14 protein-coding genes are annotated in these 13,394 nt (G+C 54.5%); 7 read left to right on the top strand and 7 right to left on the bottom strand.

The window, feature by feature from the left end; all coding sequences use genetic code 11:
* Positions 1–4: 4 nt before the first annotated feature.
* Together AC6I8T_RS11295 and gapA are read right to left on the bottom strand one after the other, a co-directional pair.
* A complete protein-coding gene (locus AC6I8T_RS11295) occupies positions 5–880 on the bottom strand; it encodes a D-hexose-6-phosphate mutarotase (protein WP_208723542.1) in 876 nt (291 codons plus the stop codon).
* Between the two features lie 83 nt (positions 881–963).
* Positions 964–1,962, bottom strand: a complete 999-nt coding sequence (gene gapA / locus AC6I8T_RS11290) for a glyceraldehyde-3-phosphate dehydrogenase (RefSeq protein WP_021183039.1) — start codon at positions 1,960–1,962, stop codon at positions 964–966.
* 339 nt (positions 1,963–2,301) lie between these two features.
* Here gapA and msrB point away from each other — a divergent pair, with 339 nt between their 5' ends.
* Together msrB and AC6I8T_RS11280 are read left to right on the top strand one after the other, a co-directional pair.
* Complete coding sequence (gene msrB, locus AC6I8T_RS11285; RefSeq protein ID WP_208723541.1) at positions 2,302–2,712, top strand: peptide-methionine (R)-S-oxide reductase MsrB; 411 nt, start codon at positions 2,302–2,304, stop codon at positions 2,710–2,712.
* A 2-nt stretch (positions 2,713–2,714) separates the two neighbouring features.
* Positions 2,715–2,996, top strand: a complete 282-nt coding sequence (locus tag AC6I8T_RS11280; protein WP_021183041.1) for a YeaC family protein — start codon at positions 2,715–2,717, stop codon at positions 2,994–2,996.
* A gap of 35 nt (positions 2,997–3,031) precedes the next feature.
* On the opposite strand, the gene pncA is transcribed toward AC6I8T_RS11280, so the two are convergent.
* The 3 genes from pncA to sppA all read right to left on the bottom strand — a co-directional run bounded on the left by pncA (position 3,032) and on the right by sppA (position 6,612).
* Positions 3,032–3,640: a bifunctional nicotinamidase/pyrazinamidase gene (pncA, locus tag AC6I8T_RS11275; RefSeq protein WP_208725541.1), complete on the bottom strand. Its 609-nt coding sequence runs from the start codon at positions 3,638–3,640 to the stop codon at positions 3,032–3,034.
* A 16-nt stretch (positions 3,641–3,656) separates the two neighbouring features.
* The gene (gene ansA, locus AC6I8T_RS11270) at positions 3,657–4,670 is read right to left on the bottom strand and encodes an asparaginase (protein WP_036625011.1); all 1,014 of its coding nucleotides are present in this window, start codon (positions 4,668–4,670) and stop codon (positions 3,657–3,659) included.
* 85 nt (positions 4,671–4,755) lie between these two features.
* A complete protein-coding gene (sppA, locus tag AC6I8T_RS11265; protein WP_208723540.1) occupies positions 4,756–6,612 on the bottom strand; it encodes a signal peptide peptidase SppA in 1,857 nt (618 codons plus the stop codon).
* A 169-nt stretch (positions 6,613–6,781) separates the two neighbouring features.
* Between sppA and AC6I8T_RS11260 the strand changes: the two genes are divergently transcribed.
* The 4 genes from AC6I8T_RS11260 (at position 6,782) to AC6I8T_RS11245 (ending at position 10,776) form a co-directional block, all read left to right on the top strand.
* On the top strand, positions 6,782–7,333 hold the full coding sequence (locus AC6I8T_RS11260) for an NAD(P)H nitroreductase (protein ID WP_021183045.1): 552 nt from the start codon (positions 6,782–6,784) through the stop codon (positions 7,331–7,333).
* Between the two features lie 152 nt (positions 7,334–7,485).
* Positions 7,486–8,529, top strand: a complete 1,044-nt coding sequence (selD, locus tag AC6I8T_RS11255; RefSeq protein WP_415174536.1) for a selenide, water dikinase SelD — start codon at positions 7,486–7,488, stop codon at positions 8,527–8,529.
* 22 nt (positions 8,530–8,551) lie between these two features.
* On the top strand, positions 8,552–10,480 hold the full coding sequence (locus tag AC6I8T_RS11250) for a DNA topoisomerase III (protein WP_021183047.1): 1,929 nt from the start codon (positions 8,552–8,554) through the stop codon (positions 10,478–10,480).
* Complete coding sequence (locus tag AC6I8T_RS11245) at positions 10,480–10,776, top strand: YnjH family protein (RefSeq protein WP_497834293.1); 297 nt, start codon at positions 10,480–10,482, stop codon at positions 10,774–10,776. The genes AC6I8T_RS11250 and AC6I8T_RS11245 overlap by 1 nt, the downstream gene beginning before the upstream one ends.
* 32 nt (positions 10,777–10,808) lie before the next feature.
* Here AC6I8T_RS11245 and xthA read toward each other — a convergent pair whose 3' ends face one another.
* Together xthA and AC6I8T_RS11235 are read right to left on the bottom strand one after the other, a co-directional pair.
* Positions 10,809–11,615, bottom strand: a complete 807-nt coding sequence (gene xthA / locus AC6I8T_RS11240; RefSeq protein ID WP_021183049.1) for an exodeoxyribonuclease III — start codon at positions 11,613–11,615, stop codon at positions 10,809–10,811.
* A 149-nt stretch (positions 11,616–11,764) separates the two neighbouring features.
* Positions 11,765–12,394, bottom strand: a complete 630-nt coding sequence (locus tag AC6I8T_RS11235) for an NADPH-dependent F420 reductase (protein ID WP_021183050.1) — start codon at positions 12,392–12,394, stop codon at positions 11,765–11,767.
* Positions 12,395–12,495: 101 nt separating this feature from the next.
* On the opposite strand from AC6I8T_RS11235, the gene AC6I8T_RS11230 reads away from it, so the two are divergent.
* Positions 12,496–13,389, top strand: a complete 894-nt coding sequence (locus AC6I8T_RS11230) for a LysR family transcriptional regulator (RefSeq protein WP_208723537.1) — start codon at positions 12,496–12,498, stop codon at positions 13,387–13,389.
* Positions 13,390–13,394 lie beyond the last annotated feature (5 nt).

Here is a 13,394-nt window from a genome sequence, read left to right as displayed (position 1 = left end):
TTAGTCAGACTTTATTGCGTAACCGGAAAGTTGTGGCGAGGCGAGCAGGGGATTCACCGGCGCTCACCAGTGGCTGGTTAATGCGTGCAGTTTCGACACACACCATAGTTTTGTAACCATCGTTAGCCATATCCCCCATGCTGCACGACAGCTCCGGACCAGGATTCCAGGTGACAACGTCACTTTGATAGTGATGGTACACTTCGATCTGTCGATTGCCCGCTTTATCATGAATCACGCTGCAATCTTCCGGCGCGGTAAAGACGCGATCGATACGACCCGGATAGGTCTGCTTACCATTGGATGTGCCGACCGCACTGTCATTCACTTTATCCACGAAGCTGTTACCCAGACCGCTGACTTCAGTTGCCGCAATATCGGTCACCTGGAAGTAGCTGTGCAGCGCGGCAGTTGCGGCGAAGTCGCCATGCGCTTCCAGCTCAATTTCGCAATGGGCACCAATACGGAAGCGGGCGAGCAGGGTAAAATCGTGCGGCCACAGTTTCAGCGTTTGTGCATTACTCTCCAGCGCAAAGGTCAGAATGACGCCTTCTTCATTCTCGTCATGCGCGGATAACGTCCAGGATTGATTACGGGCGAAACCGTGCGCAGGTTCACCCGCCGGGCCAAACCACGGCCAGCAGATCGGTACGCCACCACGAATCGCCTTGCCGACAGCAAAAGGCGTCTTCTCACTGAGCCAGAGGACCGGCTGTTGACCACTGGGTTGCCAGGCGAGCAGATGCGCACCTTGCAAGGTAATGGCTGCGCGCACGCGGGGATGGCTGACAATAATGACCGGCAGTTCACCAATCTGACGTTGTGACAGATAAGGGGTGATCTGCTGAACTACGGGTAGCGAAAAAAGCGACTCTTGCATACAAAATCCTTCTCTTAAGCTAGCCAAATAAAAAGGGCGACCTAAGTCGCCCCTTGTCTGATCTGTCTGTTGTGCTGGTTAGCTTATTTAGCAGAAACCAGAGCAATCAGATCGAGAACCTTGTTGGAGTAACCGGTTTCGTTATCGTACCAGGAAACCAGCTTCACAAAGTTGTCATTCAGCGCGATACCTGCTTTAGCATCGAATACTGAAGTCAGTACTTCGCCGTTGAAGTCGGTAGAAACCACGTCATCTTCAACATAACCCAGAACGTCTTTCATTTCGCCTTCAGCAGCGGCTTTGATCGCTGCACAAATTTCTTTGTAAGAAGCCGCTTTTTCCAGACGAACAGTCAGGTCAACAACAGATACGTTCGGAGTCGGAACACGGAACGCCATACCGGTCAGTTTGCCGTTCAGCTCTGGCAGAACTTTACCTACTGCTTTAGCAGCACCGGTAGAAGACGGGATGATGTTCTGAGAAGCGCCACGGCCGCCGCGCCAGTCTTTGTGAGACGGGCCATCAACGGTTTTCTGAGTCGCGGTGGTAGCGTGAACAGTGGTCATCAGACCTTCAACGATGCCGAACTTGTCGTTGATCACTTTTGCCAGCGGAGCCAGGCAGTTGGTGGTGCAGGATGCGTTAGAAACGATGTCCTGGCCGGCATATTTGTCGAAGTTAGCACCACGAACAAACATCGGGGTGTCATCTTTAGACGGGCCAGTCAGAACCACTTTCTTCGCACCCGCAGCGATGTGTTTACGTGCGGTTTCGTCGGTCAGGAAGATACCGGTTGCTTCAGCAACAACGTCAACACCCACTTCGTCCCATTTCAGGTTAGCCGGGTCTTTCTCAGCGGTAACACGGATTTTTTTACCGTTAACAATCAGCGCGCCGTCTTTAACTTCTACGGTGCCGTCAAAACGACCGTGCGTAGAGTCATACTTCAGCATGTAAGCCATGTAATCGGCGTCCAGCAGGTCGTTGATCGCGACGATTTCGATGTCAGAACGCTGCTGCGCAGCACGGAAAACGATGCGACCGATACGGCCAAAACCGTTGATACCTACTTTGATAGTCATATATTCCACCAGCTATTTGTTAGTGAATAAAAGGTTGGCTGTAAAATTACAAAAACCTTACCAGGCGTCAAGCGGAATCGTGTCAATTGTTGCGACAGGTCAATTCCAATGACAGGAATTATTCGTTGCGCAAACGCTTGCGCAACAGGGATTATTCCAAAGCCAGATTTGCCGATCGCCGACTATAAAGGGATGTGGGATCTAAAGGGTGATCGGCATCACAAATTCGTGCTGTCGTCAGCAGGACGGATGTGTTCGCACGAAAAAAGACCCGGATGATGTTATTCATTTGTTAGAATACTAGTCGATTTTTTCAGAATGACACTCCGGAATCCCAAAATGGCTAAAGACACCGCATCCGCGGAAAAAATCGCGCAGCTGTCGGAAATGCAGCGCTATGTAACTCAGCATCGCGGAACCGAACCCCCTTTTACAGGAGCCCTGCTGCATAACAAGCAGGAGGGCATCTACCACTGCCTGGTTTGTAACGCACCGCTGTTCCTCTCTGAAACCAAATATGACTCGGGCTGCGGTTGGCCGAGTTTCTATCAGCCGGTTAGTGATGACGCTATCCGCTACCTCGAAGATGATTCCCACGGTATGCACCGGGTTGAAATCCGCTGTGGCAACTGTGATGCGCATCTGGGGCATGTGTTCCCGGACGGCCCACAGCCAACAGGCGAGCGCTACTGTGTGAATTCGGCCTCGCTCAACTTTACCGACGAGCAAGGCAATCAACAACAGGGGTAAGCATGAAACAGGAACTGGAAGCGATGTTGGCGGCGATGACGCCAGAAGTTTACCAGCGTCTTGCCACGGCGGTGGAAACCGGCAAGTGGCCTGATGGGGTAGCGCTGACGCCCGAACAAAAAGAAAATTGCCTGCAACTGGTGATGCTCTGGCAGGCGCGCCATAACGATGCGCCGCAACATATGACCATCAGCAAAGGTGGTGAGATGGTGACGAAGTCGAAAAAAGAACTGAAAGAAGAGTTCGGTATTGAGACGGATATCACCCGCATCAACCTGCACTGAGTAAAAAGCAGGGCTGTAAAACCAGCCCTGCTTTTTCAGATAATGATGGCACCCTGGTTACGCATTTGCTCGATGGCAATGGCGCTGTCTTCAGGGTTGAGATTGACCCCACGACAACCTTCCTCCACCACCTCGACCTGGTAGCCCAGTTCCAGCGCATCCAGCACGCTATATTTAACGCAATAATCGGTTGCTAAACCCAGCACCACCAGATGGCTGATGTCACGCTCGCGCAGCCATCTATCCAGCTCAGTTTTGCGCCGGTGGCCGTTATCGAAAAAGGCGCTGTAGCTGTCAACGTCAACATCTTCGCCTTTATGGAATACGGCATCGATCAGCGTGCGATCCAGGTCAGGGTGGAAATCGGCACCCACCGAACCCTGAATGCCATGATCCGGCCACCAGATCTGCGCCAGCCCGTTCAGCTCACCCAGGGTATAAACCGGCTCACCCGATACCGACGCAAAGCTGCCATGATTATTCGGATGCCAGTCCTGCAATGCCACCACACACTCGCCCCGGGCACGAAACTCACGCGCGTAGCGATTCGCAACGGCAACGGTCAGGTCACCTTCGCGTACGGCCATGGGGCCGCCGGGGCAAAAATCGTTCTGTATATCGATGATTATCAGTGCCCGCTTCATCACATCTCGCTCCGTATCAGTCTTCTGTCAGTTCGCCACGTAAATTCTGTTGCATTCTGGCACGAATTTCCGCGCTGGTGAGGTTTTGACTCAGTAAAAAGTGAAGTTTTGTTAATGTCGCTTCCACGGTGAGATCAAAACCACTGATCACCCCGGCATGCTCCAGCGCATTCCCTGTGGCGTAACCACCCATATTCACCTTACCGGACATGCATTGCGTCAGGTTGACCACCACAATGCCGCGCTCGCTGGCCTGTTGCAGTTCAGCCAGAAACTCCGCGTTTTGTGGCGCATTGCCAACGCCGTAAGAACGCAGGATCAGGGCTTTCACCGGCTGACGCAGGAAGTTACGTACCACCTCGGCAGAGATCCCCGGATAAATCGTCACCACACCAATCGGCTGCGGGGTGATCGGGTGAACAATCAAGTCACCTGTTCCCTTGGGAGCTGGAGGGGTATTCAGGCGGCGAATATGGATACCGGCTTCCAACAGCGGCGACAGGTTAGGGGAGGCAAACGCATTAAAACCATCGGCGTGGGCTTTGGTGGTGCGGTTGCCACGGAACAACGTGTTATTAAAGAATAGCGCGACTTCATTAATCGGATAATTAGCCGCGACATACAATGAGTTAAGCAAGTTTTGCTGACCGTCTGAGCGTAACTCGGCCAGCGGGATTTGCGAGCCGGTCACAATCACTGGCTTGGCGAGATTCTCCAGCATAAAGGAGAGGGCCGAAGCGGTGAACGCCATGGTGTCTGTGCCATGCAGAATAACAAAGCCGTCGTATTGATCGTAATTCTGTTTGATATCATCGGCGATGGCCTGCCAGTCCTCCGGCGTCATATCGGAAGAATCCATCAACGGTTGGTACTCGTGGATGGTGAAATCGGGCATTTCCGGGCGATGGAACTCGGGCATATTCGCCAGTTGCTGTTGCAGATGGCCAGAAACCGGAATGTAGCCGTGTGCCGAACGCTGCATACCAATGGTCCCGCCCGTGTAGGCTACGTAGATATTTTTCTTTTGCATGAATGAACTCAGACTTGCCGTAAAACGCGCAGTATAAGGGGATTACCGGGGAAAAGCAGCCCGACCAGCGGCCGGGCTGTAAAGATTATTTTACCTGGCCACAGTTCAGGCAGAACGCGTAGCGATTTTGCGGATCGTTAAGGTTATCAAACAGACCGGGCTGTTTTTTCATTGCGCTCATGACATCCAACATCGGCGCAGGCAGCCACACTTTTAAGGCTTCCGGCATGATAGCGCTGGCAGACGCGCTCATCTGATTCAGCAGCAGATCCAGCATGCCCGGATCATCCTGATACCAGCTCAATTGCGGCGTGGTGATTTTAGCCAGTTCAGCGGCTTTGCTGACGGCATCATCAAAGTCACCCAGCGCATCCACCAGCCCGTTGGCTTTGGCATCGCTGCCGGTCCAGACATGGCCCTGGGCAATCTCATTGATCTGCTCTGGCGTCTTATGACGCGAAGCCGCCACTAAACCGACGAAGTTACGATAACCATTCTCGATGGTCAGCTGCATCAGTTGCTGTACTTCCGTCGGTAACGCTTTGGTGGTGGCGACGTCAGCCAACGGCGAGGTGGCAACGCCATCGGTATGCACACCAATGGTGCTCAGGCTGTTCTCAACGGTATTGATCACGCCGAAGATGCCAATCGAACCGGTCAGCGTGCTGGGGTTAGCCACAATGTAATCCGCCGGAGTGGAGATCCAGTAGCCACCAGACGCGGCCATCCCGCCCATCGACACCACTACCGGTTTACCTGCCGCATGGGCAGCAGCCAGTTCTTCGCGGATGGCTTCTGACGCGGTCACGCTGCCACCAGGGCTATTGACGCGCAAAATGATCGCTTTGATTTTCGGATCGAGACGCGCATCGCGGATCTGTGCAGCGGTGGTGTCGCCACCGACGTTTCCGGCGGTTTCTTCACCGTCCATAATCGCGCCACTCGCCATCACCACGGCGATATTGCCATCCTGCTGCGTGGGTTGCTTAACGGTGTAATCGTAAATGCTGACGTTACGATAATCGTTATTCTGTTTATCCCAGCCGAAGGTTTTAATCAGCTCCTGATCAGCAGAAGCACGGCTATCCAGCGCGTCGACCAACTTGTTGTTCAGCGCATATTTTGCCGTATCACCCTGTACCGCCTGCAAACCGCTGATGATACCGGCGGCACCCGGGAACAACTGTTCCGGGGTAATCTGACGGTTCGCGGAGACGGTGTTCAGATAGTTCTGCCACAGCTGACCGATCCAGCGGCTATCGGCATCGCGTGCTTCTGGTGACATATCGTCACGCAGGAACGGTTCGACCGCCGATTTATAGGTACCGACGCGGAAGACATGTGAGTTAACCTTCAGCTTGTCGAGCAAGGTTTTGTAGTACAGGCCGTTAGTGGCGAAACCGTGCAGATCAACGGTGCCCTGCGGCGAGAGATAAACTTTGTTGGCGTAACTCGCCAGATAATATTGTGCCTGGCTGTAACTATCGCCAATCGCGTAGACCGGTTTGCCGCTGTCACGGAATTCGCGCAGTGCTTTACCGACATATTGTAATGACGGCTGATCGCCACCGGCAAAATCACGCAGATCCAGCACGATGCCGGTGATGTTTTTGTCACTTTTTGCCTGACGAATGGCATCGACCACATCAAACAGCGAGTTTTCCTGGAGACGATCACTACTGGTACCCAGCAACTGACGGCCAATCCGGCTCAGACGGTTGCTGACCGAAGGTTTGTCCACCAGCACCCCGGTAAGATCGACTTTCAGCGCGCCCTGCTGGACCGGTTCGCTGCTGCCGGAACCGCTCACCTGTAACCAGATCCCCACACCCGCCAGGATCAACACAATCAGAAATAAATTAAGGATAAATTCCCGGATAAAATTCAGCACCCGCCAGCCCCAGCGGAACAGGCCAGCAATAATTCGCCACAATGTGCGCATAGACTCTCCATATTCACGTAGCCGAAGACAGCCAGCACGCCAGCCGCCTCGATATCGACCACATCCTAAAGAGCAGCGTGTTAAAAGTCAGCAGGAAATCGCGCCAGACTGTTACAAAAGATCGTGGTATGCCAGGATTAGACAACGTTTTTTTCCAAGGGAGAAGATAATGGATGCACTTGATTTGTTAGTTAATCGCCGTTCAGCCTCACGTCTGGCGGATCCCGCCCCGGCAGGTGAGGTGCTGGAAAACATCCTGCGCGCCGGTATGCGCGCGCCGGACCACGGCACCCTGCAACCCTGGCGCTTCATCATCGTCGAGAAAGAGGGACGTGAGCGCTTGAGCACGCTGCTGGAGCAGGCCGCGCGTGCCAGCGCGATGGATGACAAGGCCATCGAGAAAGCCAGCTCATCGCCGTTCCGGGCACCGATGATCATCACGGTGGTCGCACGTTGTGAAGAACATCCTAAAGTGCCACGCTGGGAACAGTTGATTTCCGCAGGCTGTGCGGTGATGGCGATGCAGATGGCGGCAGCCGCGCAGGGCTTCAATGGCATCTGGCGCAGCGGTCCCTGGACCGATCATCCGCAGGTGCGTGACGCCTTCGGCTGTCGGGAACAGGATGCGATTGTCGGTTTTCTGTATCTCGGTACGCCGCAGTTAAAATCCAGCACCACGGTTCTGCCCCCTGACACGGCGGAATTTGTCAGTTATTTCTGACAGACACCCGCGGGTTTCTCCGTCAGGCTGAGCGGCGTTGCAAATATTGCACACCGCGTGTGCGATTGATCGAGCTGTGATTGCGCACCACTTACCTCAGGCTGGCAGCCAGGCTAACATAGCGCTATCTGCCAGTGCATAAGGAACCTGCCATGAGTGACCCTGTTCGCCTGACCCAATACAGCCACGGCGCTGGCTGTGGCTGCAAAATCTCACCCCAGGTGCTGGAAACCATCCTGCATAGTGAACTGAGCGCCTTCCACGATCCCCATCTGCTGGTGGGGAACGAAACCCGCGATGATGCCGCCGTTTATGACCTGGGCAATGGCAGTGCGGTGGTCAGCACCACCGACTTCTTTATGCCGATTGTTGACGATCCCCACACCTTTGGCCGTATCGCTGCCACCAATGCCATCAGCGATATCTATGCAATGGGCGGTAAGCCGATCATGGCGATCGCCATTCTTGGCTGGCCGGTGAATGTGCTGAGCCCCGAGGTCGCGCAGCAGGTGGTTGAGGGTGGTCGTGCGGCATGCCAGGCCGCCGGCATTGCGCTGGCGGGCGGTCATTCGATCGATTCACCTGAGCCGATTTTTGGCCTCGCCGTAACGGGCATCGTTGATGTGGCGCGGGTGAAGAAAAATAGCGCAGCCCAGCCTGGCTGCCAGCTGTTCCTGACCAAACCGCTCGGCATTGGTATTCTGACTACCGCCGAGAAAAAAGGGCTGTTACGACCGGAACATCACTCGCTGGCGGCGGAAGTGATGTGTCAGTTGAATAAGGTGGGTGCGGAGTTTGCCCAGCTCGCCGGAGTGACTGCAATGACCGATGTCACCGGTTTTGGTCTGCTGGGGCATTTAAGTGAAATCTGTCAGGGTTCCGGTTTACGTGCTGAGGTGAACGCGACCCAGGTGCCACGCCTGCCGGGAGTGGACGGGTATATCGCTGCCGGTGCCGTACCGGGAGGAACCAGTCGTAATTTTGCCAGCTACGGTCACCATGTGTCACCGTTGGATGACGCGACGCGTGCGCTACTGTGTGACCCACAAACCTCCGGTGGTTTACTGGTGGCGGTACAGCCTTCTGAAGTTGAAGCCTTTCACCGCTGTGCCATGCTGGCCGGTGTGACGCCCACCGCGATTGGCGAATTGTATGACGCCGAACCCAATCATCCGCTGATTACCGTAGTTAACTGACGTTTAAGGATCGACGCCATTCATGCGTTTGTTTATTGCAGAAAAACCGAGCCTCGGACGTGCCATCGCCGACGTGTTGCCTAAACCCCATCGACGCGGCGATGGTTATATTGCCTGCGGTAATGATCAGGTTGTCACCTGGTGCGTCGGGCATTTGCTGGAACAGGCGCAACCTGATAGCTACGACAGCCGTTATGCGCGCTGGAATCTGGCTGACTTGCCGATTATCCCTGAGAAGTGGCGGCTCCAGCCGCGTCCCTCGGTGGCGAAACAACTTAAAGTCATTGAAGGCTTGTTGGCGCAAGCGTCCGAAGTGGTTCACGCGGGCGACCCGGATCGCGAAGGACAATTGCTGGTGGATGAGGTGATTGATTACCTGCAATTGCCTGCGGAAAAGCGCCAGAAAGTACAACGTTGCCTGATTAATGACCTCAACCCGCAGGCGGTGGAACGCGCAGTGAGCCGCCTGCGTGAAAATCGTGAGTTTATCCCGTTGTGTGTTTCGGCGCTGGCACGCGCCCGTGCCGATTGGTTGTATGGCATCAATATGACCCGTGCCTGGACGCTGTTAGGGCGTAACGCAGGCTATGACGGTGTGTTGTCGGTCGGTCGGGTACAGACGCCGGTGCTTGGGCTGGTGGTACGACGCGATGAAGAGATTGAGAACTTTATCCCGAAGGACTATTTCGAAGTCAAAGCACATATTGTCACGCCAAAGGATGAGCGTTTTGTCGCCAGTTGGGTGCCGAGTGATGCCTGCGAACCCTGGCAGGATGAGGAAGGGCGCTTGCTGCACCGCCCACTGGCGGATCATGTGCTGGAGCGCATTAACGGCCAACCGGCGCTGGTCACCGCCTATAACGACAAACGGGAATCAGAAATCGCGCCGCTGCCGTTCTCCCTCTCCAGTTTGCAGATTGAAGCGGCAAAACGCTTCGGCCTGAGCGCACAAAACGTTCTGGATTGCTGCCAGCGGTTGTATGAAACCCACAAGCTGATCACCTATCCGCGTTCAGATTGCCGTTACCTGCCGGAAGAACACTTTGCCGGGCGTCATGCGGTGCTGAACGCCATTCAGGCCCATCAACCGGATATGACACCACCGGCTGATTTCAACCCTGAACAGCGCAACCGTTGCTGGGACGACAAGAAAGTCGATGCTCACCATGCCATCATCCCGACCGCACGCGCCAGTAAGGTGAATCTCAGTGAAAATGAAGCCAATATCTACGGCCTGATTGCGCGTCAGTATCTGATGCAGTTCTGTCCCGACGCGGTGTTTCGCAAGTGCGTCATTGATCTCGACATTGCGGGTGGCAAATTCGTTGCTAAGGCACGTTTCCTGGCGGAAGCGGGCTGGCGAGCGTTGCTTGGTAGCAAGGAGCGCGATGAAGAGAACGACGGCACGCCATTGCCGGTGGTCAGTAAAGGCGACGAACTGTTATGTGAACGTGGTGAAGTATTGGCAAAGCAGACGCAGCCGCCCCGTCCGTTCACTGATGCCACGTTGCTTTCGGCCATGACCGGCATCGCACGTTTTGTGCAGGATAAAGATCTAAAGAAAGTGCTACGTGCGACCGATGGTTTAGGAACGGAAGCGACGCGAGCCGGCATTATTGAATTATTGTTCCGGCGAACATTCCTGGTGAAAAAGGGCCGCTATATTCACTCTACCGAGGCGGGCAGGGCATTGATCCATGCGCTGCCGGAAATGGCGGCACGGCCTGATATGACTGCCCACTGGGAATCGACGCTAACCCGCATCAGTGAAAAAGCCTGTCGTTACGATGAGTTTATGCAACCGCTGGTCAGCACCTTAATTGGCCTGATTGGCCAGGCGCGCCAGCAGCCATCGCTACAGGCATTTCGTGGCATTGCCGCAAGCGGGGGCGCGAGTGAGAAAAAACGGACACGCAAACCTGCCCGGCGCAAAATGAAGGAGACCGAGTGATGCGATATCTGATGGTGTTGCTGAGTGGCGTTCTGTTGTTGAGCAGCGCGGCACTGGCGAATCGCACCCCTGATTCTGGCCGCACGGGTAACACCGACGTGGTGGTGGATATGCCACCAGAAGTTTGGACGCAGGGGCAAAATAATCAGCAGAGCAACTGTCTGCAATGCTGTACCTATGAGAACCGGAGTTACTCGGAGGGTGCGGTAGTCAAAGCGGAAGGTGTGCTGCTGCAATGTTCGCGCGATGAGAAAGTGATGGGTACTAATCCATTGATTTGGAAAATTATCAAATAAGTCGCGTGGCCTGAGTAGGCCACGCAGCGTCATCACAATTTAAAGGTTGACCATACCGGCGCATGGTCCGACGGTTTTTCCATGCTGCGGATGTCGTAATCAATACCGCTGTCGATACAACGCGATGCCAGAGGCTGACTGGCCAGCAGCAAATCGATACGCAGACCGCGGTTATCATCAAAGCCTTTGGAGCGGTAATCAAACCATGAGAAACGGTCAGTCGTTTCCGGGAATTGTGCACGCCAGGTATCAACCAGACCCCAGTTAAGCAGGCGGTCCATCCACTCACGCTCTTCCGGCAAGAATGAACATTTACCGGTGCGCAGCCAACGCTTACGGTTCTCTTCACCGATGCCGATGTCGAGATCGGTGCTGCTGATATTCATATCACCCATAATCAGCACCGGTTTGTCTGCTGCCAGTTGAGTTTGCAGGTAGCTTTGCAGATCCTGATAAAACTTCTCTTTTGCCGGGAATTTGATCGGATGGTCACGGCTTTCACCCTGCGGGAAGTAACCGTTGATCACCGTGATATTCCCAATCGGGCTGGGGATTTCAGCCATAATCAGACGGCGCTGGGCATCTTCGCCATCAAGCGGGAAGCCGCGATGTACCGCGACCGGCTCGGCTTTGGTCAGTAGCGCGACCCCGTAGTGGCCTTTTTGTCCATGATAAAAGACGTGGTAACCGAGTTTGCTGACCTCTTCAAGCGGGAACATGTCGTCATGGACCTTGGTTTCCTGCAAGCCAATCACGTCCGGCTGATGCTGTTCCACCAGCGCTTCAAGTTGATGAGGGCGTGCACGCAAACCATTGATGTTAAATGAGACAAATTTCATTTCGCTACCATTTTTATCCGCAAAAGTATGGCGGGATGGTAGCGAGTTTTGCGGTAAATGTCATGGTCAGAAGCGGCATTGCGTAGCGGCGCGATTTATCGCGCGTTTCTTCCGTGCTGAAAATGCGCGATAAATCACGCCGCTGTGCTTCAGAATCTGACAGCCCGGGCCAGTGCGGCAATCAATTCACTGCTGTTCATTCGCACGCAATAAGACGGCATGCCGCGTTCAAAACGCCAGCCTTCAGCCAGCGGCCCGGCATCAACGGCATCAAAGCCGAAGGCGTCGTACAACGCGACCGCGATTGCTTTACCTTCTGCATCGTCACCGGCTACCGGCAGGGCGCGTCGACCGGATGTGGCTGCGGCCTGACCGTCACTCTCCAACTGGGTCATTGGAATGGCGTTGAAGGCTTTGGTGATCCGCGCCTCTGGCAGGTAACGGGCCAGCAGTTCGCTGGTGGTAGTGGCGCGGGAAGATAATTCGGCGATGTCGCCGTCGCGTTCGCGATAGTAATTCACCGCATCAAGGACGGGCTTGCTGCCAATCTCAGTGGCAGGCAGAGCATCAATGGCGGTCAGCGGCACCGCTATAATGACGATATCACCGAAGCTGGCGGCTTCGCGTGCTGTGCCGATCTCACAACCGATCATCGGGCGCAGGCTGAACAGCGTTTGTGGGTCGCGTGAGTTACTGAGCATGACCTGATGACCGGCCTGAATGGCTAATTTGGCGATCGCCCGGCCTACGAATCCTGCGCCAATAATTCCTGTCTTCATTTTTCACTCCATCGGGTTGTTGTGAGTTGTAATATGATTCCCTCCCATAAGAAGATAAATCGCATTAATGTTGTTTTAAAAACAACTCTCAGGAGGGAATCATGGACAAACTGGCCGGGATGAAGGTGTTCGTCAAAGCCGCTGAATTAGGGTCATTTGCCGCTGTTGCTGATGCACTGGAGATGTCACCACAGATGGTGGCTAAACACATTGCAGCGCTTGAGACACGACTGGGTGCCGCACTAATCAACCGTACCACGCGACGTCAGCATTTGACTGAAATCGGCCGTCGCTACTATGAGCGTTGCCGCGTGGTGCTGACCGAAGTGGAGGAGGCGGATGCCGTAGTGTTGAATATGCAGGCCACGCCTTCCGGTATTATCCGTGTGAATGCCCCGGTGACCTTTGGGTCATACACACTCTCGCCTTTCATCAGTCGTTACCTCGCTGCCTGGCCACAAGTACAGGTCGAACTGACGTTGAGTGACAGAATCATCAATGCCACCGAAGAAGAAGCGGAGGTTTTGATCCGCATTGGGGAGTTGACCGATAGCTCTATGGTAGCCTGGCCGCTGGCACCCTATCGATTGATTGCCTGTGCAGCCCCGTCTTACATTGCGCGTCATGGCATGCCCCAGACACCGGCAGAACTGCAACACCACGCCTGCCTGGTTTATGGCTACTGGTCTGCCACGATGCCCTGTCGCTGGATCTTTCATAAAGCGGGCAAGATTGAAGAAGTCAGGCCGGAAGGGCGCTTACGCTCCAACGACTGGAAAGCCCTGATGCATGCTGCACTTGAGGGTTATGGTGTGACTCTTGGACCAGAAGATGTGCTTAAAGAGGAAATCGATAAAGGACGTCTGGTGCGGGTGCTGCCGGATTACAGCGGACCCTCTCGCCCAATGCATATACTGGTGCCATCGGCGCGTAAGCAAACGACCAAGATACGTTGTTTTGTTGATGCGGTGAGGACTGAGTTTGCGAATAAATAAGGGAG

It is taken from the genome of Pantoea sp. X-Soil-OKNW-556, assembly GCF_059730695.1.
This window is presented reverse-complemented; position numbering and strand designations above follow the sequence as displayed.